This is a genomic window from Peribacillus glennii (assembly GCF_003429105.1).
In the GTDB taxonomy this organism is placed as follows: Bacteria; Bacillota; Bacilli; order Bacillales; family DSM-1321; genus Peribacillus; species Peribacillus glennii.
The window spans coordinates 176,430-198,934 of record NZ_QVTD01000010.1 but is presented as its reverse complement, the minus strand read 5'-3'; the positions used below and the strand labels follow the sequence as shown (position 1 = coordinate 198,934).

Sequence of the window (22,505 nt, the reverse complement as noted above, 5' to 3'; positions counted from 1 at the left end):
ATAAGTTGTTTGTAAACTGTTTGTAAAGTGGGGATGAAATGTGAATATAACAATTGTAACGGTTGGTAAACTAAAAGAAAAGTACTTGAAACAAGGAATCGACGAATATTTAAAACGGCTATCGTCTTATGCAAAGGTTGATATCATAGAACTTCCCGATGAAAAGGCGCCTGAAACACTAAGTGATGTGGAAATGCTGCAAATCAAAGAAAAAGAAGGGGAGCGGATTCTTGGCAAGATCAGCGCGGATGCCCATGTCATAGCCCTGGCTATTGAAGGGAAAATGAAATCTTCTGACGAACTGGCCGACACCCTGGACAAGCTTGCGACTTATGGGAAAAGCAAAGTGGTATTTGTGATCGGTGGATCTTTGGGACTTGGCACTTCTGTCATGCAGCGAGCGGATGAAGCTCTCTCATTTTCAAAAATGACTTTTCCACACCAGCTGATGCGGTTGATTTTGGTGGAGCAGATTTATCGGGCGTTTCGGATTAATCGGGGTGAACCGTATCATAAGTAAATGAGGTTTTTTGATAAGAATTGTAAATTCAAAATCAAAAATGAACCAGCAAAAATTATATACCATTAGGATAATGTAGAAAGGTATGCAAATAAACAAGGCTTACCTTTCCCATTTATAAAGAAGTATAAGGAAATGGTGCACTTGCCGTTGGAGTTAGGACAACATCTTGGCGCCATGTTTTCTTCTGTTGAACCCACAATAATTGTGACGTTCTGTAAGGCTGCTCCTTTTTCATTACTTGCTTGCTTCAGGAAAGAAATTATATTTAGGTGCTAATCTTTTGAAAGGTCCCCCAATTCTCCTGTAATGCAAACTGGGGATAAGCGGACATAAAGTGAATAATGATAGGAGCTTGATCTAAATGAGGGAATGTGTTGAAAAGAAACCTATCGCCATATCTTATAGCTGTTAATGCAAGTGGTAATTCACGTCTAAATATTTCAGTCCGTTTTGCTGAAACAGACGAGGGATATTGTCCTTGATCTATGTATACACAAACATAAAAACATAAAGAACTTCCATATTTTTCTATCCCCCAAAACTTCATCTCTTAAAGAATTAATTTTTCCCCAAGCATAATTGATTCCAATGGTTAAAAATAGTTCTCCCGTTAAATCAGAGTGGGTTAGTGTGTAACGCCTTGGCATAACTGGTTTCCTAGCAGCAACCCTTCCATGTATTCCACAGATAGTTTTTCTGAATTAAAAGTACTCAAGCCATCAACTCCTATCGTTTTTTAAATCATTATGCTGATGGACGTTTGTTTATTGGTAAATTGTAATCATTAAGCATGAACAAAAGTAGCTCTATGCACAGGCCAGAGCTACCTTTTAGTTCCGAATTAAGTTGGTCGGGAAGGAAAAGGGAAACAACGAGTGTCGGTATGTTTCGATAAATGATATTCTTATCTCCTCTTATTGAGGTATATGATTGATTTCCTTCTCATCCTGTTTCTCTAATGCTAAAAGGACACCATCTGTCATTTTGTAAACTTTGTCACAAAAGTCCACGAGCCGAATATCGTGAGTCACGACAATAGTTGTTGTTTTTTTCTGCTTCGTTACTTTTTGCAATAGCTCCATCACTTCATAGGCACGATCCGAGTCAAGGGAGGCTGTGGGCTCATCAGCCAAAATAATGGAAGGGTTGCTATACAGAGCCTTAGCGATCGCTACACGCTGACGTTGCCCGCCAGATAAGTCGGACGGATATTTCATTAGTAAGTCAGCAATACCTAAGTCCTCGTTTAGTTGATTTCGCTCGCTTTTCGATATATTTCCCTTTTTCACTTTGTCCAATAGTTTCAATTGATTGGCCACGGTGAGGAAGGGAACTAGGTTCGACGCTTGTAACACGAATCCAATTTCTTTGAGTCGGATTTGTGAGCGCGTTTTTTCATTCAAATCCGTCAGATTTTGTCGATTGATGATGACATCACCTGAGGTTGGGGATAATAGTCCCCCGACAATCGTGAGAAAGGTACTTTTTCCAGACCCCGACGGACCAATGATGGCAATCAGCTCACCTCGGTCGGCAAGAAAATTGGTTTCCTTTAAGGCGTCCACTTTCGTATGACCGCTACCATAACTCTTCTTTACTTGATGTAATTCTAACACAGCCATCATTTTTATCCTCCTATCGCTTTCAGTGGATCAATTCGAACAATCGTCAAGACTGAGAAAACAGCACCAACCATTGCAACAATTATTAGGATGATTCCATAGAGCATCATCGAGGTCAGATCAAATGAAACAGGAATAGCTGCCGGTAAAAAAGCTCCTGAAATAAGTGTTAAGGCAAATCCTATCACTGTTCCTATGAACGATAAAATAAAGGTTTGCGCCACAACAGACCTAGATAGATAAGAGCTGGAAATCCCTTGCGCCTTCATAACCCCGAACATACTGATCTTCTGCACCGTCAACACATATAAGAAAAAGGCTACAATGATCGATGAAATACCAAAAAGGAAGTAAATCATGAAGTTCAAGGTAAGTTTTTGTTCCGTATAGCCAGGTAGACTTTCGATGAATGATTCTATTTCAATGGCCTTCAGCTCCTCATTTTGAGTGAGATTTGAAATCGAATCATCTTGAACAACAATCCCATTAATTTGATCCTTTTTCTGATCGGCTACTTCACCAAATTTGACTAAATGGAAAGTTTCGAGGCTGGCATATAGAACAGGTGCAGCATTAAATCGAGCTTGTTCTGTAAACCCAACAATTGTTAACTGCTGGTCACTGGAGGATAAGGATAATGTATCACCTAAATCGAATCCTTCGTCTTTCAGTGAATCGTCAGCCACAACTTCATTTGCTTTTTCAAAAGCTTTACCCTCTGTCACATTTGGCAATAGAAATTCTTCTTTGTTAATCCCAAAGAGAGATATATTTTTCTTGTTGTCGCCGTTGGTAGCAATAGCATTTAGCTGACCAAGTACAGCTGTTTTTTCAGCTTCAACGTCTTTTAGCTGATCGGTCGACATGAATGATTGGTACAAGCTTTTATCGGATTCCTCGGTAAGGATAATAGCAGATGCTTCCCATTTATCAACCGCTTCCCTATTTAGATCAGCGAGACCTGTTGCAAGTCCAGAAAGAAAAAATACAAGAAAAGAAACCAGCATTAAAATTCCAGTAATCAAGGTGAAACGGAGTTTATTTTTTTTAATTTCCTGCCAGGCTAAAAACACACTGTCACTCCCATTTCTAAATTAAAATATTCAATTTCTATTTGATTATCAATCGGAAATATTTTATTGTCAATGATTTGTATAATTAAATATACAAATCATTATACATAAAATATAAGGTGCATTAAGGGGAAATGCTATCAACATTAATGTTTGTATAATGTTTATTCGGATAACTTTGTATAAAGTACATGTATTCGTTATACTAATGTCTATGGATATTCGGATACGGTGTTAAGGAGATGAAACGGATGATTCAATCCGATGAAAATGGAGTATTTACGATTCAACAAGTTGCAGATATAACCGGATTATCGAAACAAGTGATTCGAAAATGGGAAGAACGTTATGAGATTATTCAGCCGAACCGATTGGATAATGGGTATAGAATATATAGTCAACAGGATGTCAAAATGCTATTAAAAGTCAAATTACTTTCGGAACAAGGTCACTTGCTTAAACAAGCCGCTCTTTTTGCAAAAGATGTAGATGAAGACCTCGAAGTACCGATCCAAAAGGGGGAATCACTCGATAATGAGCAGTGGAATGAGTATGTCTTCCAGCTTCTAGAAAAGGGGAGTCACTGTGATGAAATAGAATTAAATTTGATCTTAAAACAAGCGTATCATCATGTAGGGCTAGAGCGTTTTTTAACGCATATCGCCGTTCCTTTTTTAAAAGAGGTAGGGAGAAAGTGGAAAAATCATGAGTGGGATGAATATCAGGAATCTGTATCGAGCCTGATTGTAAGGGATTTCTTGGTTCAAATTCGACGAAATTATCAATATCGGAAATCTGCTCCATTTGTTCTCGGAGCATGTCTGCCATATGAACATCATGAAGTACCGCTACATCTGGTACTATTGCGTTTCATGATAAAGGGATGGAAAACTCAATTAATTGGAGCTTCCCCTGCCCCAGGCGCAATTGAATCATTGGTGTGTAAATTAAATCCGAATATAGTTCTGTTATCTGCTACAACTACCATACCATTTGAAACAGATCCTCAGCTGCTGCGAAGATTGGATCAATTTGCTGAAAAGCAAATTGATATAGCCTTCTATCTTGGCGGCCAAGGGTCAGTCACTTATGTCTCCGACTATAAACCACGCGCTATTCGTGTGACAAATTCTATTGAAGATATTTTAAATTAAAACATTATTTTTCAAGAAAACGACCCTTAAAATACTAGTGTTAATGCAGAAGTTAACATCTAAAGAAACACCTATCCAATAAATATGGTTAGGAAACATGTTGAACATAGTCTAGTCTAAGAAATTATTTATGTGCTAATAGAATATAGTTTATGATTATGAATTACACTACAGGTGAATTTTACATTTGTCTGTAGTGTTTTTTACTCTTTGGGCAGTTTATTCATTATAGAACTAATTACTCTAGCAAACTATGCTATACATAGAACTCTAGAAGCCTGTCAAGCGAGGACTTAACATAGACAAATGGGGTTCTAGAAAATCATTAAGGTAAATAAAAGAACCTCACTTAGATGTGTTATGGTGAACCGTATCATAAGTAAATGAGGTTTTTGAGGAAATATAAGAATCAAAACATTGAAAAACACTTAATCTATTTAATCCAGTCTTTAAATTGACTAGCACTGTGAAAGGATGTTGACAGGCTATTCAAGCAAAAAGGCTGACTAAAAAACAGAAATTTCTTTTAGCCAGCCTTTTGGATTATGCAGTTTTGGAAATGATTTGGTTATTTTCTAATAAGGCCCTTGATTCATCATTAGCGGGCTGGTAACCTTTTCAATTAGTTCTTTTTATGTATAATTCATTTTAAATAAAAGAAAACACAATCCCTGTTACAGTTGAACCAATCCATAGCGTAAATGATCCAAATACTCCACAATTAAGCATTATAATAGCCCATTTTAAATCTCGGCGGAATAACGCCGTTAGAAAACCAAAGAAGAAAGTAGTCCAACTTAAACCATCTTTAACTTGCTTTGTTAATCCTCGACAGTTTTTAGTTCAGCTTTCAAAACCCCCTATGTTAATGTAAAAAATCCAATAAATAAAAATGAAAAAATTGGGCCGTAAGTGAGCCAGATAAATATAGAAAACCTCATTTAGATTACGAAGAACCATATCATAAGTAAAAGAAAGTTTTTCTGTGTAATTAAAGCCGGCTGCGATCAGCAGTCGGCTTTATATTTTTATCCAATTGCAATTATCGAATCACCGATTTAACGGGAAACCTCATTGTTTTTTATTCTCTCTGCAAACAGGTTTTTAAACAAAACCTTCTAGTACAATTTTACCAATCGTCCTATTGCTCTCCAAAAATTTGTGGGCTTGACGGAGATTTTCTGCTGATATCGGTCCAAGGACTTCGGCCAGTGTTGTCTTTAATTTTTGATGGTCCACAGCATCAGCAATGCGATTAAGCAATAGATGCTGCTCAATCATATCATCTGTTTCGTAAACAGGGCGAGTAAACATAAACTCCCACACGAAGGTGACGCTTTTTTGCTTAAGCAATTTGAGGTCCAGCGGAGAGGCTGGATCATCAATTGCGCACACAACTCCTTGCGGAGAAATAGCTTCGCTAATACCGGCCCAGTGCATTTCCAAAGCATTCAGGCAAAAAATGTACGGAACGTTTGTAAATCCAATTGCTTGAAGTTGTGGTAGGAGCGGGTCATGGTGATTAATGGTATAGTCCGCGCCCATTGATTTAACCCAGCTAACAGTTTCCGATCGGGAAGCAGTCCCGATTACAGTAAGCCCCGCTTGTTTTGCAAGCTGAGTGGCAATGGAACCTACACCCCCGGCTGCACCAATGATCAGCAGAGCCTTTCCTTTGTTAGGGCCCGGATCTTGGGAAATAGACATTCGGGTAAATAACGCTTCCCAAGCTGTAATGGAGGTTAGGGGAAGAGCTGCGGCTTCCACAAAACTTAAGGAAACAGGTTTGCGCCCAACGATTCGTTCATCAACTAAATGGTATTCACTGTTTCCGCCTTGTCGTGCAATACTGCCAGCGTAAAAAACTTCATCTCCCGGACGAAACAATGAACAGTCCGGTCCTGTCTCTTCGACGACTCCTGCTACATCCCAACCTAGAATTTTAGGAACTTCCTCAACTCTTTCCTTAGGAGCTCGTACCTTTGTATCAACAGGATTGACCGATATGGCCGCAACTTTGACCAAAATGTCACGACCCGTTGCTTTTGGTTTTTCTACAACTACGTCCACCAGGCTTTGGGGATTGTCAATTGGAAGGTAACGAGTCAATCCTACCGCCTTCATTGTATTCATGATGAACCACATCCTTTCCTTATTAGTATACCTGTTATTAGTAATGGCTTAAAATAATTACTATTAGCCTATAGTTTCTAAGCATCAGTGAAATTTAGTGTTAATACTTCTTCGTAAGGAAGTGCCAAGCCGGAAAGTAGCACAAATCATCCAGATTCTCGAATGGGACGGGCTGGCAGGCCCAGGACAAATCAAAAGGTCAACACTCCAGGAAAAGCTGACTGAAAAAGGGTACAGCACACGACATATGTGACTCTATTCCCAGACGGGAGTAGCTGCCCGGAGGTTCCATAAACGGAATCGAAACCAACTCTGGCAATCAGATTTCAAGTATGGCCCTTACTTGCCGATTGCTTCAAATGGAGTGAAGAAACAAATGTATCTTGCCGCCTTTATCGATGATGCCTTATGTAAATCTTTACATAAGGCATCGTGAATGAAAATAACCAGATAGGACATCGCCTTCTTGCCGGGCTTTTCCGGATCCGGTAGATAAAGCGTGTGCTGCACATCGTCCTGCCATATGCTATTTCGGTGAGCGGCTTCAAACCGGCGAAAGTGACTCCATGCGGTATTCATTAACGCTTCGTCTTCCCTCTCCTTTCTTGTTCTTAGGCGCTCCGCGGCTGTCGAAAATACCGTACATCGAATGTATAATCCTCACTCTCCAATTCCATAATAGAAGCATGTATCAAAATCAAGGCATGCTATAACAGGAGGGTGATTATGAAGGCTGTAACTTTCAATGGCGTGAAGAACATGCAAGTGACGCAGGTCGCGGATCCGACGATTCAGAAAAAAGACGGGATTATCGTCAGGATCACCTCGACCGCCATATGTGGTTCCGATCTCCATATATACCAGGGGGCGATTCAAGCCCAAACCGGATACGTGGTCGGACATGAACCGATGGGCATCGTCGAAGAAGTGGGCCCTGAGGTGACAAAGGTCAAAAAAGGGGACCGGGTCGTGCTCCCTTTCAATATCTCGTGCGGCAGCTGTCATTACTGCCAGCATGAAATGGAGAGCCAATGCGACAACTCCAACCCCAATCCCCAAGTGGATACGGGAGCTTACTTTGGGTTTACCGAACGTTACGGGAATTATCCGGGCGGACAAGCCGAATTGCTTTATGTGCCGTACGGCAATTTCATGCCTTTCGTTATTCCGGAGTCATGTGAATTGGAGGATGAGAAGCTCCTGTTCCTGTCCGACGTGCTGCCGACGGCCTATTGGAGCGTGGACAACGGCGGCGTGAAGCAGGGGGATACGGTGGTGGTGCTCGGCTGCGGCCCCGTTGGCTTGATGGCGCAAAAATTCGCCTGGATGAAAGGGGCCAAACGGGTCATCGCGATCGACAATCTCCCGTACCGGCTGAACCATGCCAAAAAAATGAATAACGTCGAAATCTTCAACTTTGAAGATTTCAAAGACATGGGGCTGCATATAAAAGAAATAACGCGCGGGGGTGCGGATGTCGTCATCGATTGCGTCGGAATGGACGGCAAGAAGACGCCATTGGAGGAGGAAGAGCAGAAGGCCAAGCTGGTTGGCGGAACGCTCAGCCCGATCAACATCGCGATGAATGCGGTGCGGAAATTCGGCACGATTCAGATTACGGGGGTATACGGTTCTAAATACAACCAGTTCATGTTCGGAAACCTTTGGGAACGAAACGTGAAGCTGACCATGGGACAGGCGCCCGTGATTCATTACATGCCAATGCTGTATCAAAAAATTATGGCAGGCGAGTTCGATCCGACGGAGATCATCACGCATAAAGTGCCGCTCGATCAGGCGCATAACGCGTACAACACCTTTTACAACCATGCGGACGAATGCATTAAATTCGTCCTTAAGCCTTAAATGATGGCATGAGAAGAGGGGCTGTGCCACGGGGTATTGTACCCTGAAGGACAGCCCCATGTGTTTTGCCGATTTTTCGGGAATATTGGCGGGACCTAGTTTCGTTATAGGGCTAAAACCGGCAGGTCTACAGCAAGCTCCCGGAAGACCCGATCCGCGCCTTCGGATAGGTTTCGAAAGCCCGCACCGCCGCTTTCGAAACCTCAATGTCGTTTGCAACATTACTGCCACTTACGCCGACCGCCCCGACGATTCTCCCTTCGAACGACAACGGAATCCCCCCTCCGAACACGACCACGCGTCCGTGGTTGGTCGTATTAATCCCGTACAGCTCCCCGCTCGGGACCGCCAACGGAGCAAGGCTCGCCGTGGGCATTTTTAGCGCGACCGCCGTCCATGCCTTATTATGGGCGATGTCGACACTGGCCAGCCAGGCATGGTCCATCCGATGAGAAGCAACGAAATTCCCGCCATCGTCTACGATGGCAATCACTTCCGCGATCCCGAGCTCCCTTGCCCGGAGTTCCGCTGCGTGAATCAACACTTTGGCGACCTCCAGAGTGATTTTCAACATCTGCATCCTCTCCCTCTCGACTGATCGATACATGATATGAATCATACGCTTTAGATATGCATTCGATCCCGTCATCATAGGCATTCGTACATCCATGAATGGAGCGGGTAAAATTCCGCTTCTTTTCTTGCTCTCAATTGTATTATCCTAAAGTGTGTTATGACGGAAAGGAACGGTTTGTGGACGCAATACAGGAGTTGATAAAAATTACGTGATTAAAATATTAAAATGAAGGAGACAAAATGACATGTAAGGACTTGAATATTATACCTGCGATTATTAAGTATATATCAGGTGCGTGCACTGTTACAAATATTTCCTTTTGATAAAGACATCTGTATAAAATCAGTTATTTTGTGAAGGTGTCTGGTCCCCTTTTTTGGTAACTTGGGCAGCTATGTCGAGCAATCCGGAGAAAAACGAAAAACGGCTCTTTCGAAAACGATGCGAACACAGCCGTTTTTTTGAAATTGTTCCACGGAAAAAAATCGGCGGTCAGGACTGAAAATGGGGGAATATCAGGTTTGAAAATGCAGGGATTTATTAACGGGAGTTTAACGGAACAGGGGATTTCTTCACATAATTGTTTATAATCAAGTGGATAGCACTCTAACAATTTGAATGAGTGAAAGAATGGTAAAAGCATTAGAAAATGTACATGTTGTCATTACCGGTGCCTCCGACGGCTTAGGTTATGCCATGGCAGAAGCCCTTCTTGATAAAGGGGCAAAAGTAGCAGTATCATATCCCGTCCAGGGTCAAAATTAACTGAAGCCGTAAAAAACTTAAAGAAAAGGGATATACTACTGTTTTTGAGCTTCCACTGGATTAAGATCAGAGGGATAAAAAGAATAAGGAAAACCGCGACAATACACCATCGAAGAGCGACAAAAAAGATGCCCTCGTCATCGCAGACATGGTGAAAAACGGCTACTATTCATTCACAACACGCCTGAAGCTTTTGAAGAGCTTCGAGTCTTTCTCTCCAACAAAGACTCCGTCGTTACGAGATTCGTTAGTGTGAAGAATCAAATTCATCGTTGGGTTGACGTGTGTTCCCTGAACTGCGACAAGTATTTAAGAACCTGATGTGCAGAGGCTCATTGGCGACACTACTCCTTTTCCCAACGCCTGAAGAACTGAGAAAGTTAACGCCTCAGGACGTGGTAAGGGGCAAAGGAATATTTGAAGTTTATCTAAATTAATACACCCGGATTTAATTTCGGGTGTCACATTCTGGGGAGTTACAGACAAGTTGGTTGAAATATTCCCCCGTAAAAGGAAGAAAAAACTGGCCGTTGTTGTTTAACGAAGTGGGAGAACCGAAAAAGGCGTTTTGGACAGTCATATTCTCCATCGAAAAGCCCCGTTGAAGCCGATATTGTCGGACAGGGTTCAAACCCCACAAGTCCCCAAATCCCTTGCCAAATATATGGAACCCTTTCAAGGTACTTAAAAATTTCGCTTCAAACATGATATGATGCACCTTATCATAAGTAAATGAAGCTTTTGGATTGAATTAGCTTTTCCAGTTAACAGAAAAAATAAGAGACATTAAAAAAAATAACTAGTTATTACAATGCGCCCTTGCTTGGAAGATCCGATCGAATAACGTCATCGCCATTCCAAACGCAGTGCAAGAAGAATACGTTTTAGCAATTGCTGAAGCAGCAAAGATTGACTGAAAATAATCTCAATAGACTTGATTAAGCATTTCCTAAACTCATTGAGAAAATTTGATTGGACCCTTGATGAGGGAGTTAACAACCTAAGAGGGATTTCAATAACCGCAATTGCTAATGCATTTTTTAAATCTCCATTATTTTCTTTTCTATATTGGTGTCTTGTAGAAGAAGAATTTTCATGTCACGTAATATAAAGTACAAACCAATAAAATCATTCTTTGTTGCTGAGGTGGTTATTTCTGCTTTTATTAGTAACAAAAAAACAAAAAGGCAGGGATGACTCAAAGTATCTGACACTTTGAGTCATCCCTATCAGTTCTATTCTAAATCAATTAATCAGTCGAATTTGATATCGCAGGATTAGATTAAATGAGCTCCACCATCGATAAGTACCGATGTACCAGTTTCCGCTATATCTTCAGGCTGTGCAACACGCCCATCTTTTGGTATTCCGCCGTAAAGAGGAGTATAGGCATCGTTCAGTTTGAGGTGCTTCTTTTCTAATAGGTTTTGTAAAGCAACATTATAAATGTAAGCTTATGCTTAATTGTTTAATTCCGATATATCCATTTCTTTTATGATTTCTGCTATCCGATTTTTTCCCCATTCATACATCATTTCAACGATAGGAAGTAAAGTCATCCCCAATTCAGTCATGGAATATTCCACTTTCGGTGGAACTTCTGGATAAACCTCGCGATGAACTATTCCATCTTCCATCAGTTCTCTTAATTGATTCGTTAATATTTTATGAGATATTTTTGGAAAAAGTCTTTGGAGATCACTGAATCGATGTGGTCCTTCTACTCCCAAATGCCATAAAATAACAATTTTCCATTTACCACTTATAATTGATAAGGTAAGTTCTTTTTCACAATTATAATCACCATTTATGATCTTTTCTTTAACTTCATCTCTAAATGTATCTGGCATAAATTCTTACCTCCTTATTTGTATCAATTGTAACCTGTCGGTAACCTCCTTACAAAAAAGTGCATTCTTCACAGTGAAGAAAACAAGCAGTAGAATGAAATGGTCGTCTTACCGGCAAATCTTTTTCATTAATGAGGAGGAACTACAAATGAGTAAAAAAGCACTTTTAATTATACCACCGGAACGTTTCAATGAAGACGAATTATTTCAACCAAAAGCGGAATTGGAAAGCAACGGAATTGATGTGACAATTGCAAGTACAAAAACAGGTGAAATCATAGGGGATTATGAAGGTAAAGCAACTGCTGAGGTCATTTTCTCAGACGTTTGTGCTTCTGACTATGATGTTGTATCTGTTATTGGTGGATCTGGTACGAACGATCATCTATGGGAAAATAAAGAATTACAAGACTACTTGAAGCAAGCGTATACTAATAAAGTTCTTGTAACAGGAATTTGTGCAGGTGCGGTTACTGTAGCTAAAACGGGTTTACTTACTGGAAGAGAAGCAACTTGCTATCCAGTAGATGTACAAAAAGACCAATTAAAAGCGAATAAAGTAACATATGTTGAAAAACATGTTGTTGCTCATGATGATATTATCACTGGTGATGGTCCAGATGGCGCTAAAGAATTTGGAGAAGCTTTAGTAAAATCATTAAGCTAATTCTACATTCCTCCCTGAATTTTCATATAATCGAAAGCCTACGGAATTAATACCGTAGGCTTTTGGCTATCCAAATGTAAGAAAAATACACCAAAAATTAAGTGCGAAGATGGAATATAAAACAAGACCGATTTAAAGGACCGATTGGAAAAGTTAGATGAAGAAAAAAGGCTATTGGATGACCGAATTATGCCGATTGAGCAAAAATTGGGGCAAGGCAGCAAGCAAGAAATATCATTTAAAATGGTCAAACGGGTAATGAATCATTTTGAGGATTGTTATAAGAATTCCATTACAGACGAACAGAGAAAACAGCTTTTGCATTTGCTAATCAATAAAATTACGATAGCTAATGACCGTAAAATTGAATCGATACAAATTCAAATGAATAATGAAGTGGTTAGGCACTTTACAAAGTAGGGAGAAGATAAATCAATCCAGTGACGATGATTTATCTTCTCCTTTTTCCATTTTTATCAACCTATAAGGGGAGCGAGCAATAACATGAGCGTGATTAAAGTATTTAGACACTATATGGAGGAACAGCCATCCACATTTGGCATATAAAGATTGGAAAGTAGGTGTTAAAGCCATATCAGCGGACGACATAAGGACGGGGAGCTTAAGGCAAGTATTCCGGTTGAATTTAAGAAAGATCTAACGTGTTGGGTATTTTTCTATGATGGCGATGCATCGAATGTTGTTTACTTATTACAGGATAAACAGGGGCTACGGGATTTAGGGATTGGCCTATTGAAAGATAGTGAACTTATTAAGCCTATAAGCTTTGTATGAAGTCACTGGCGGGTGAATATATAGGACAACTAATTATGATAAAGGGTCGGAGAGGTTTGCTCTTAAAGAGTTATCATCTCTTTTTTTCGTGCGTTTCAAATGAAGATATAAAGAAAAATGAAGTACGTATAGAAATAGGCTATATCACTTAGACATATTGTTAGGGTGTACAGACAGGGCTGACCAGTAAAGGAGCAACGCTTACTTTCTTTGATGAAGGTAAAGCGACCAAAAACCTGAAGCTTGCAAAAAGCAGAACTAAAATATTGAAAAAGCTAAAAACCTCTCATCGTCCAAAAAATAGCAGAAATGCTTAACCCTATTTACATACATCACGGCAATCCGTTTATAAGTATAATGAAAGGGTGTTCCTCTATTATTCAGAAATAAAGTAAGGTGCCTTTCTATTATTTAATTCCTATCCGGGAATTTTTGAAATTATAAACTAATTAAAATCGTTATAGAAAAAGAAAAATTATAAATAAATAGGCAGAACATTGCATGATGTTTAGTGAAAGTGGGTAAAGACATTCTGACTAATTATGAGGAGGTTTTTCATTTTGGCGGAAAATCAGGATAAGAATGCTCCAAACCGACAAGAAGTTGAACGGGAAATATTGACAACCAGACAGGGCCATCCGGTACCGGATAACCAGAATATCCGTACAATTGGCAACCGTGGTCCGGCCACACTTGAGAATTATCATTTCATTGAAAAGATTTCCCATTTTGACCGTGAAGAGGTACCAGAGCGGGTTGTACACGCAAGGGGTGCGGGGGCATTCGGCTATTTTGAAACGTATGGAAAAGTTGGAGATGAACCGGTAGAGAAGTATACCCGAGCCAAAGTATTTTCGGGTGCCGGGAAGAAAACACCTTTAATGGTTCGTTTCTCTACAGTGGCAGGCGCGAAAGATTCACCGGAAACAGCCCGCGATCCGCGTGGATTTGCAGTAAAAATGTATACGGAAGATGGCAACTGGGATCTGGTTGGCAACAATCTTAAAATTTTCTTTATCCGTGATGCCATGAAGTTCCCTGATATGATTCATGCGTTTAAAGTCGATCCGGCTTCAAATGTGCCGAATCCGCAACGGATGTTTGACTTTGTTTCACGTACGCCTGAGGCAACACATATGATTACATTCCTGTTCTCTCCATGGGGCATACCAGCAACATACCGGCACATGCAGGGTTCTGGTGTTAATACTTATAAGTGGGTAAATGATAAAGGTGAGGCTGTACTGGTGAAGTACCACTGGGAACCGAAACAAGGGATCCGCAACTTAACACAGGAAGAGGCTGATTCTATTCAAGCGAAGAACGTCAGCCATGCGACACAGGATTTGTATGAAGCAATTGAACGAGGGGAATACCCGGAATGGGAGCTCTTTGTACAGATCATGGAGGACGATTACCATCCGGAACTCGATTTTGATCCGCTTGATGATACGAAACTTTGGCCGGAAGATAAATTTCCGTGGCACCCGGTTGGACGGATGGTTTTAGACCGCAATCCGGTTGATTACCATGCAGAGATTGAGCAAGCAGCATTCGGTACAGGGGTGCTCGTCGACGGAATGGACTTTTCGGACGATAAAATGCTGCAAGGCCGTACCTTCTCTTATTCCGATACGCAGCGCTACCGTGTAGGAGCGAACTACCTAAAACTGCCTGTTAACGCGCCGAAAGCACCTGTCCGTACGAATCAGCATCGCGGCCAAATGGATATCCGTGACCCGAAGGAGTCTGGAGATAATCCACATATCAACTATGAGCCATCCATGCTCGGCGGCTATCAGGAAGCAAATAAAGAAGAACGTCCACAGCACCGCCCAACGTTTAATGCGGCGGCAATGAGTGCACCAATTGATCGTCCCAATAATTATGGCCAAGCGGGCGAAACTTATCGCAGTTTCGAGGATTGGGAGCGCGATGAATTGATTAAAAACCTGTCCGGGGCGCTAGCGGTATGCGACAAAAAAATCCAGGATGCTATGGTTGAGCACTTTACACAAGCCGATGAAGAGTATGGCCGCCGTGTAAAGGAAGGCATCGAAATGAAAATGAAAGAAATCAAGGGAATGAACATGGAAAACCAAATTCCAGGACGTGAAGCAGGCAAATCTAAATATGCACAAGGTTCATTAGCTGCAAACAAAGCAACAGAAGATGCGGTGAAGAAAGGCCACGAAGCTGATCCATATTGAGGAAGTAAAGGAAGGCTGTCAAAATTCGGCAGCCTTTTTCTTTGCACCTCATTTCTATCGCAAATTCACGAGATTTTTCTTCCTGCTTAACAACTTCAACATAAGTAACGGTAAACTTTATCTTAAAGAGCTCGTTTATAGAAAGAGGGACCGAATGATTTTAAAAGGACAAAGGAAATCGTATGATGTTGATTTCCCTTCTCCTTTTTTGTTTGATTTTAACTATAAGCTATTTTGTCACAACGCATTTAAAAAAGTCACGGATAACCGGAGGATATGTAACGGCTAAACAAAAACCTTAACTCTTTTTAGAAGTAAGTTAAGGTTTTTTTGTGTTTCTAGTACATTTTGAACGGACTTCTCACTTTTTTACCAGCTTTAAATAGTATATAATTATTAGATAATAGTAGATATTTTGAATCTAATAATTATTCATACGGGTAAGTGAGTCAGAAAAGGTGTGCTGACTAGGTCGTGCCTGCAATCTTTTCTGCAAATTTTAGGGTATAAGGGATGGTAAAAATGAGCAGCAGGGAAACTAAAACAGACGTCATTTTAATTGGTGCCGGAATCATGAGTGCGACTTTAGGGACACTATTGAAAGAGTTAGTGCCGGAATGGAATATCAAAGTGTTTGAGAAACTCGAAAAAGCGGGCGAGGAAAGCTCTAACGAATGGAATAATGCGGGAACAGGGCATGCCGCATTGTGCGAGCTTAACTACACTGTCGAAAAACCAGACGGATCTATAGATATTAGCAAAGCAATTAAAATTAATGAACAGTTTCAGGTTTCAATGCAGTTTTGGTCCTATCTTGTAAAAAGCAAGCTCATCAACAACCCGCAGGACTTTATCATGCCACTGCCTCATATGAGTATGGTGGAAGGGGAAGAAAATGTCTCTTTTTTAAAGAAACGTTTTGAAGCGCTATCAAAGAATCCCCTGTTTAAAGGGATGGAATTTTCCGATGACCCGGAAAAACTGATGGATTGGATTCCACTTATTCTGGAAGGCCGTACATCGAATGAAAAGCTGGCGGCAACAAAAATCGACACTGGAACGGATGTCAATTTTGGTGCTTTAACACGCATGTTATTTGACCACTTAAAGACTAAAAACGTTGATATCCAATACAAACATAGTGTTGATACTATTAAACGTACCAGCAATGGCTCCTGGGAATTAAAAGTGCGTAATGTCGATAGCGGCAGCGTGGAGAGCCATACTGCAAAATTCGTCTTTATCGGAGGCGGGGGCGGAAGCCTGCATTTACTGCAAAAAACCGGAATTCCTGAAAGCAAACATATTGGGGGATTCCCAGTAAGCGGAATATTTATGGTATGTAATAATCCAAAAGTTGTAGCGCAGCATAATGCCAAAGTATACGGGAAAGCGAAGGTTGGTGCACCGCCAATGTCCGTTCCGCATCTTGACACAAGATATATTGATAAGAAAAAATCGTTGCTATTTGGACCATTTGCCGGATTCTCGCCAAAGTTCTTAAAAACTGGTTCAATGCTTGATTTAGTCACTTCCGTAAAACCGAATAATGTCTTGACGATGTTAGCGGCAGGCGCAAAAGAGATGTCATTGACAAAATACCTGATCCAGCAAGTCATGCTATCGAAAGAACAGCGCATGGAAGAGTTACGAGAGTTTATCCCGAACGCGAAAAGCGAGGATTGGGATTTAGTAGTAGCGGGTCAACGTGTACAAGTAATCAAAGATACTGAGGCCGGTAAAGGAACACTTCAATTTGGTACGGAAGTGATTACTGCTGCTGATGGTTCGATTGCAGCATTACTGGGTGCTTCTCCGGGTGCTTCTACGGCAGTTCACGTTATGCTTGAAGTAATCAAGAAATGTTTCCCGCAGCAAATAAAAGACTGGGAAACAAAGATCAAAGAAATGATTCCATCTTATGGCGTGTCATTAATGGAAAACCCAGAGCTTCTGAACAAAATTCATACGGCTACAGCCGAGACGTTAGGTCTAAGCGAAAAAGAGCCAGTCTATAGTTAATCCTTTGGGCGAAAAATGAGGGAATAGGTATCATATTTTATCATGGACAATTGTTTCTACTATAATCAACATTTTTTACGGTATGGTATGCGTTTACGCCACTGATCATTTCTCTGCCGATGATGGCACTGGCAAAAAGTATGCACAAAAAGAGGTATATGAACCGCAGGGATGCCTATATCAAAAATCACCCGAACCTGATTAAGGGAAAATTAGATTTTTATCTTATAGCCAAACCCAGTGATGTAGAAAATGGCTGATGCCTCAAAAAATTAACATGGTGCTTTTCACAACCCTGATCAGTCGAATTGGAGTCGACAATCTCGGGAGTGACAGGCACTTTTTTTTATTGGTTTTCCTGCTCGATCCTTCTTAATGAATAAATCTCGAATGTAAGGTATATTAATATAAATTGCTATAAATAGGAAGAAGCGGGAACAAAAAATATGTTGAATTGTAAAATATGCGAATCCAGGAGTGATGTAATTGGAAATTGGAATCAGCACGTTTGTAGAAACCACACCGGATGTTAAAACGGGGGAAGTGATCAGTCATGCGCAACGTTTGCGTGAAGTCGTCGAGGAAATTGTGCTTGCCGATCAAGTAGGATTGGATGTATTTGGGGTAGGGGAGCATCACCGTAAGGATTATGCAGCATCCTCTCCAGCCGTTGTGTTAGCTGCCGCAGCTTCACGGACAAAGCGTATTAGGCTGACTAGTGCGGTCACCGTACTTTCCTCTGCAGATCCGGTTCGGGTATTCCAGGATTTCGCTACGCTTGACGGCATCTCGAATGGGCGGGCAGAAATCATGGCAGGACGTGGTTCTTTTATCGAATCATTTCCGCTGTTTGGCTATGATTTAAGAGACTACGATGCGCTTTTTGATGAGAAACTGGACTTGCTGCTGACATTACAAAAGTCCGAAGTTGTGTCCTGGTCCGGCAAACATCGCCCCGCCATAAACAATCTTGGTGTATACCCTCGTCCCGTGCAAGAGCCTTTGCCTGTATGGATTGGGAGCGGGGGCAATAGCCAATCGGTCATCCGGGCAGGGCTGCTGGGGCTGCCACTTGTTCTGGCAATCATAGGAGGCCGTCCAGTGCAGTTCGCTCCACTTGTCCAGCTTTATAAACAAGCGGCGGCTCAGGCGGGCCATGATGTATCCAAATTGCCGGTTGCCTCCCATTCGCATGGATTCATTGCCGAGGATAACGAGACGGCAGCAAGCAAATTTTTCCCTCCCACCCAGCAAGCCATGAATGTGATTGGAAGGGAGCGGGGCTGGGGTCATTATGACCGGGCAGCATTCGATGCGGCACGCAGCTTTGAAGGAGCACTGTATGTCGGGGACCCGCAAACCGTGGCACAAAAAATCATTCACCTCCGAAAAAAAGTAGGGATCACAAGGTTTATGCTGCATGTCCCAGTTGGGAGCATGCCACATGTGGATGTGATGAAAGCCATTGAGCTTTTAGGGAAAGAAGTGGCACCAATTGTACGGGAAGAAATTTCTGCTTGGGAAGACGTGCAGTAAAATACAACTATTAAAGTGCAAATTATGCAGATGAAATGAGTTTATAATCATTGGTAAATTATTTTTCAACAAAATGACAAATATTATAATTACTTTACAAAGGCAGTGGGGTATAATAAATAAAATGATTATTCTGAAAAAAGGCAAACTTCTTCGAAAGGGAAGGACGCAAAGCCGTGAGCCTAAGCACAATTTGTTGTGTATGGTCGTCAGGCTGCCAGGTTCCATTCTGTGGGCCTAGGCTGACAGAATGGAGGGCAATTCATGAAAAAGTTAATAATGGCAGCACTAGTAGTTTTCCTATCTTTTGCCGGGGGCGTTGGAGGGAGTGCGAAAGCGACGGTAACTGAGACTAAGGCTACATGGCTTTGGAATCCATGGATGATTGTAAACGACGAATCAGGAACTATTGCTTTTTTGGAAGAGAAGAATCTGAACAAAGTGTATTTGCAAATCGACCGTGACATTCCTGTAACTGTTTACCGAAGCTTCATTGAGAAAGCCTCTTCCAAGGGAATGAAGATTTATGCACTGGATGGCGCTCCTCAGTGGGTCGCTCCAGATGGCTACAAAAGCTTGGATCGATTAATGAATTGGTTAAAAACTTACCAAAATGAATCTTCTTCTTTCCAAAAGTTTGCTGGTGTACATTTAGACGTAGAGCCTTACTTGTATAGTGGATGGTCCACTAACCAAGCATCCACTGTCAAAACATATCAAGCATTAATCATGAAAGCTAAAAGCAGTGCAACGGCTATAGCTCTTGCACTGGAGGCTGACATACCATTTTGGTTTGATGAAATTTCGTATAAAAACACATATGGAAAAGGGATTCTTGCTGAATGGATGATAGCGAATACAAACAGTGTTACAATTATGGCTTATAGGGATTCAGCCTCAATGATTATTGAATTAGTCGCAAAAGAAATGGCCCTTGCAGCAAAATATAATAAACAGCTGGTTATCGGTGTAGAAACTGGACAGACGAGTGAAGGCGGAATGCTGACCTTCTTTGAAGAAGGACAAGCCTATATGAACCAGGAACTGGTTAAGGTTAAAGATTCTTATGCCGGTACACCTGGGTATAGTGGAATCGCCGTTCACCATGTTGGCAGTTGGATGACAATGAAACCGTAAAAGATAGGAGCGCCGTTCAGAGAGTGACGGCGCTCCTATTATTAATTAGTGCCTGTGGTCAAGCCCCTAAAAAGTAGACTCTAGTAAAATACGACATTAGACTGCTTTTTGGTAATTTAAATAATATGTTTTAGGAGAAACGGATCCAAGTTTATATTGGGTTCGTTTTTCGTTGAAATAACGGATATAATGATTTAAATCCTGTTGTAAAGTTTGAACTTGAATATTCGGAAAAAAACAAGGATACTCTACTTTCAAGTGAGAAAAAAAGCTTTCGATTACTGCATTATCCCAACAGTTTGCTTTCCGGGACATGCTTGCTGTGAATCTCAAAGTCTGCCCCAACTGATGATAATCGAAAGAGCGATACACACTGCCTTGATCGCTATGTATGATGATCCCTTCAACGTTCTTTAGTTTTCTCTTTTTTCTGGATGTTTCAACAGTAGCTTTAATAAGCTCCTGATTGGGGCTAGAGCTTAGTTCGAAGGCAATCACTTCTCGGTTAAATAAATCCATAATAGCGGAAATATAAAACTTTTCTTGCCCAATTTGGATTTCTGTCATATCTGTTACCCATTTTTGATTGGGGTGATTGGCATGAAAATCACGTTTTAAAAGATGTTCATATACATATCCAGCAGCTTGCGCCTTTGTTTTTTTCGTTGTTTTTGACCGTCTTATAGTCGCTTTTATATTGGCCTCCTTCATGATGCGAGCCACTTTCTTGTGATTGACAATCGTTCCTTTTGCTTTTAAATATCCTGTAATTCTCTTTGCTCCATAGGTTCCTTTATGCAGCGCATAAGCCCGTTTAATTTTTGTTAACAGCTGCCGGTCTCCACTAGGTACTTTTCTTTTTGGTCTTTTAATGTAGGCATAATAACCACTTTTTGAAACACCTAATATGCGGCAAAGAAGGGTAACTGAATAATCCTTTCTCAAGAAGGAAATGGCCTCGAATTTCTTGCTCATTCGTTCCCTTTGAGAAAGGCCTGAAACTTTTTTAATATCTCATTCTCCAGTTCCTTTTCCTTTAGCTTTTTCTCTAACTCTCTCACTTTTTTATTATTTTTTGAATCTGCCGATGTGTGAGCGTTTGGATTTACTAAGCCTTCTTTTCCTCTCTCTTTATAGGACTTCACCCAGCGATTTACCGTGTCGCGGTGTAGGTTTAATCCAGTAGCCACTTCAATGACGGATTTTTCCCCCTCCAAAACTTGCCGTACTGCTTCTGTCTTTACTTCGACACTAGTATGTGAATATGAACGTTTGTTATTCATGTTAGTAATCCCCTTAAATTCAGATACGTCGTATCTCTATAGTAACTTATTTGTCCATTATAAGGGGGTTAACCACTGTCACCACCCGAAATATGTCGAATAGGAATCGACAAAATCCGGGGAGTGACAGGCACTTTTTTGAGGAATCATTCTATCTTGAATAATGAAATTAGTAAAAAACTTAACATAAATGGATGTGAAACGGAATATCTATATAGAGATGTAGGATTGAGATGTAAAATCGGGGTAGCACGTGGAGGACATTTATTCAATTTTATATGCCGTAGCTTGTTCCGGCAATAAACCTATGGTTTTGGCTATCAACATAAAAGCAGAAGGATCCGTTTATAAGAAAGAAGGATCCTCCATGTTGATAACGGGAGATGGCATGAGAGTTGGAACATTAACAGCAGGTTGCCTTGAAGAGGATCTAAGCGAAAGGGCAAAACAGGTGTGGGCAGCAGGAAAGACCTGGACAGTCCAATATAATATGAGCGAAGAACATGATTTGTCATGGGGGCAGGGACAAGGCTGCAATGGGGTTATCACGGTTTTGTTGGAGCCGGTTAAAGAGGATTTTCGGCTAAACCTTTTGTTAATAAAGGAAAGCTTAGATATTGCTGTAAGTGTTGTAGGCGAGATGATTCATAAAATGCGTAGCACCGGGACAGTGAACGTATGAGAATCATAGGAATCTACCTGGCAGCCGGTGAAAGCAAACGAATGGGGTTGGATAAACGATCCTTGCCTTTAAATCAAATACCATTAGGGTCTGTTGCACTTAAACAAGCGTTATATTCAAAACTTCATCATATTGTAGTGGTTATGAGAAACGAAGACTCATCGGATTGGCTTTTGCCTTCGTTTTTTTTATTGCCTTTTAAGTAAATGGAACCGTGCGGATTGCCCCCGTGCATGGGAGGGCCAGGGGCATTCCATACAATGCGGCTTAAAGAAAGCAATGAAGTTGGATCCTGATGCTATCATAATTCTTCTGGCAGACCAACCTTTTGTTGCATCAAAAATCATAAATGCTTTCTTTGATCATTATCAAAAAGAACGCAGCCTTTTCTTTATAGCAGCTGGAGAAGGTGAGTCACCGATGCCGCCTGTATTGTTTTCTGCCGCATGTTTTCCATCTTGTTTCAATTGTGGAAAGCTTGCTCGCCATGGGAAAATCATTGATTTTCAAAACCCAATGCTTTTTTATGATGTGGATACACTGGATGACTATTCTTTGTTGTGTCGGTTGTCGAAAGATATACGAATGAGAGGGAGGGGTGAAGAATGAA

General features: G+C 41.0%; 21 protein-coding genes, 3 pseudogenes and 1 riboswitch. Of the genes and pseudogenes, 15 read left to right on the top strand and 9 right to left on the bottom strand.

Annotation, left to right across the window (positions count from 1 at the left end; translation table 11 throughout):
* The first annotated feature begins 40 nt into the window (after nt 1-40).
* On the top strand, nt 41-520 hold the full coding sequence (gene rlmH, locus D0466_RS15105) for a 23S rRNA (pseudouridine(1915)-N(3))-methyltransferase RlmH (protein WP_117323377.1): 480 nt from the start codon (nt 41-43) through the stop codon (nt 518-520).
* Between the two features lie 268 nt (nt 521-788).
* On the opposite strand, the pseudogene D0466_RS15100 reads toward rlmH, so the two are convergent.
* The 3 genes and pseudogenes from D0466_RS15100 to D0466_RS15090 form a co-directional block, all read right to left on the bottom strand.
* A pseudogene (locus tag D0466_RS15100) lies at nt 789-1,170 on the bottom strand (staygreen family protein).
* 267 nt (nt 1,171-1,437) lie between these two features.
* The gene (locus tag D0466_RS15095) at nt 1,438-2,145 is read right to left on the bottom strand and encodes an ABC transporter ATP-binding protein (RefSeq protein ID WP_117323429.1); all 708 of its coding nucleotides are present in this window, start codon (nt 2,143-2,145) and stop codon (nt 1,438-1,440) included.
* Nucleotides 2,146-2,150: 5 nt separating this feature from the next.
* Nucleotides 2,151-3,218: an ABC transporter permease gene (locus D0466_RS15090; protein WP_117323376.1), complete on the bottom strand. Its 1,068-nt coding sequence runs from the start codon at nt 3,216-3,218 to the stop codon at nt 2,151-2,153.
* 251 nt (nt 3,219-3,469) lie between these two features.
* Between D0466_RS15090 and D0466_RS15085 the strand changes: the two genes are divergently transcribed.
* A complete protein-coding gene (locus D0466_RS15085) occupies nt 3,470-4,372 on the top strand; it encodes a MerR family transcriptional regulator (protein ID WP_158555914.1) in 903 nt (300 codons plus the stop codon).
* A 1,104-nt stretch (nt 4,373-5,476) separates the two neighbouring features.
* Here the strand turns inward: D0466_RS15085 and D0466_RS15075 are convergent.
* Nucleotides 5,477-6,517 carry a zinc-binding alcohol dehydrogenase family protein gene (locus D0466_RS15075; RefSeq protein ID WP_117323374.1) on the bottom strand — a complete coding sequence of 347 codons (1,041 nt, stop codon included), beginning with the start codon at nt 6,515-6,517 and terminating at the stop codon, nt 5,477-5,479.
* Between the two features lie 91 nt (nt 6,518-6,608).
* On the opposite strand from D0466_RS15075, the pseudogene D0466_RS23765 reads away from it, so the two are divergent.
* Nucleotides 6,609-6,929: pseudogene (locus D0466_RS23765) on the top strand (transposase); the annotation flags it as partial.
* On the opposite strand, the gene D0466_RS22585 reads toward D0466_RS23765, so the two are convergent.
* Nucleotides 6,845-7,084: a hypothetical protein gene (locus D0466_RS22585; RefSeq protein ID WP_199484573.1), complete on the bottom strand. Its 240-nt coding sequence runs from the start codon at nt 7,082-7,084 to the stop codon at nt 6,845-6,847. The pseudogene D0466_RS23765 and the gene D0466_RS22585 sit on opposite strands and share 85 nt — an antisense overlap.
* 147 nt (nt 7,085-7,231) lie before the next feature.
* Here D0466_RS22585 and D0466_RS15065 point away from each other — a divergent pair, with 147 nt between their 5' ends.
* On the top strand, nt 7,232-8,371 hold the full coding sequence (locus tag D0466_RS15065; RefSeq protein ID WP_117323373.1) for a zinc-dependent alcohol dehydrogenase: 1,140 nt from the start codon (nt 7,232-7,234) through the stop codon (nt 8,369-8,371).
* 127 nt (nt 8,372-8,498) lie between these two features.
* Here the strand turns inward: D0466_RS15065 and D0466_RS15060 are convergent, their stop codons facing one another.
* Complete coding sequence (locus D0466_RS15060) at nt 8,499-8,945, bottom strand: GlcG/HbpS family heme-binding protein (RefSeq protein WP_117323372.1); 447 nt, start codon at nt 8,943-8,945, stop codon at nt 8,499-8,501.
* A 621-nt stretch (nt 8,946-9,566) separates the two neighbouring features.
* Here D0466_RS15060 and D0466_RS22580 point away from each other — a divergent pair.
* Together D0466_RS22580 and D0466_RS23015 are read left to right on the top strand one after the other, a co-directional pair.
* On the top strand, nt 9,567-9,713 hold the full coding sequence (locus tag D0466_RS22580; protein WP_199484568.1) for an SDR family NAD(P)-dependent oxidoreductase: 147 nt from the start codon (nt 9,567-9,569) through the stop codon (nt 9,711-9,713).
* Nucleotides 9,714-9,789: 76 nt separating this feature from the next.
* Nucleotides 9,790-10,120, top strand: a pseudogene (locus tag D0466_RS23015) (IS110 family transposase); the annotation flags it as partial.
* Between the two features lie 1,053 nt (nt 10,121-11,173).
* Here the strand turns inward: D0466_RS23015 and D0466_RS15030 are convergent.
* Nucleotides 11,174-11,563, bottom strand: a complete 390-nt coding sequence (locus D0466_RS15030) for a winged helix-turn-helix transcriptional regulator (RefSeq protein WP_031537027.1) — start codon at nt 11,561-11,563, stop codon at nt 11,174-11,176.
* Nucleotides 11,564-11,711: 148 nt separating this feature from the next.
* On the opposite strand from D0466_RS15030, the gene D0466_RS15025 reads away from it, so the two are divergent.
* The 6 genes from D0466_RS15025 to D0466_RS14995 all read left to right on the top strand — a co-directional run bounded on the left by D0466_RS15025 (nt 11,712) and on the right by D0466_RS14995 (nt 19,930).
* Nucleotides 11,712-12,230, top strand: coding sequence for a DJ-1/PfpI family protein (locus tag D0466_RS15025; protein ID WP_117323370.1), 519 nt, complete (start codon nt 11,712-11,714; stop codon nt 12,228-12,230).
* Nucleotides 12,231-12,374: 144 nt separating this feature from the next.
* Nucleotides 12,375-12,650 carry a hypothetical protein gene (locus D0466_RS15020; RefSeq protein WP_117323369.1) on the top strand — a complete coding sequence of 92 codons (276 nt, stop codon included), beginning with the start codon at nt 12,375-12,377 and terminating at the stop codon, nt 12,648-12,650.
* 935 nt (nt 12,651-13,585) lie between these two features.
* Nucleotides 13,586-15,235 (top strand): catalase, encoded by a 1,650-nt coding sequence (locus tag D0466_RS15010; protein ID WP_117323368.1) that lies wholly within the window; start codon nt 13,586-13,588, stop codon nt 15,233-15,235.
* 522 nt (nt 15,236-15,757) lie between these two features.
* Nucleotides 15,758-17,257, top strand: coding sequence for a malate:quinone oxidoreductase (locus tag D0466_RS15005; protein WP_117323367.1), 1,500 nt, complete (start codon nt 15,758-15,760; stop codon nt 17,255-17,257).
* A gap of 486 nt (nt 17,258-17,743) precedes the next feature.
* Nucleotides 17,744-18,793 (top strand): LLM class flavin-dependent oxidoreductase, encoded by a 1,050-nt coding sequence (locus D0466_RS15000; protein ID WP_117323366.1) that lies wholly within the window; start codon nt 17,744-17,746, stop codon nt 18,791-18,793.
* 132 nt (nt 18,794-18,925) lie between these two features.
* Nucleotides 18,926-19,015: riboswitch (cyclic di-GMP riboswitch) on the top strand.
* A gap of 42 nt (nt 19,016-19,057) precedes the next feature.
* The gene (locus D0466_RS14995) at nt 19,058-19,930 is read left to right on the top strand and encodes an amidase (RefSeq protein ID WP_117323365.1); all 873 of its coding nucleotides are present in this window, start codon (nt 19,058-19,060) and stop codon (nt 19,928-19,930) included.
* 96 nt (nt 19,931-20,026) lie between these two features.
* Here the strand turns inward: D0466_RS14995 and D0466_RS14990 are convergent, their stop codons facing one another.
* Nucleotides 20,027-20,905 carry an IS3 family transposase gene (locus tag D0466_RS14990; RefSeq protein ID WP_117323364.1) on the bottom strand — a complete coding sequence of 293 codons (879 nt, stop codon included), beginning with the start codon at nt 20,903-20,905 and terminating at the stop codon, nt 20,027-20,029.
* On the bottom strand, nt 20,902-21,213 hold the full coding sequence (locus D0466_RS14985; RefSeq protein ID WP_117323363.1) for a helix-turn-helix domain-containing protein: 312 nt from the start codon (nt 21,211-21,213) through the stop codon (nt 20,902-20,904). Before D0466_RS14985 ends, D0466_RS14990 begins: the two co-directional genes overlap by 4 nt.
* A 253-nt stretch (nt 21,214-21,466) precedes the next feature.
* Between D0466_RS14985 and D0466_RS14980 the strand changes: the two genes are divergently transcribed.
* The 3 genes from D0466_RS14980 (at nt 21,467) to D0466_RS23355 (ending at nt 22,504) form a co-directional block, all read left to right on the top strand.
* On the top strand, nt 21,467-21,895 hold the full coding sequence (locus D0466_RS14980) for an XdhC family protein (protein WP_117323362.1): 429 nt from the start codon (nt 21,467-21,469) through the stop codon (nt 21,893-21,895).
* The gene (locus tag D0466_RS23360; protein ID WP_267897395.1) at nt 21,892-22,101 is read left to right on the top strand and encodes an NTP transferase domain-containing protein; all 210 of its coding nucleotides are present in this window, start codon (nt 21,892-21,894) and stop codon (nt 22,099-22,101) included. Before D0466_RS14980 ends, D0466_RS23360 begins: the two co-directional genes overlap by 4 nt.
* 73 nt (nt 22,102-22,174) lie before the next feature.
* A complete protein-coding gene (locus D0466_RS23355) occupies nt 22,175-22,504 on the top strand; it encodes an NTP transferase domain-containing protein (protein ID WP_267897394.1) in 330 nt (109 codons plus the stop codon).
* Nucleotide 22,505 lies beyond the last annotated feature (1 nt).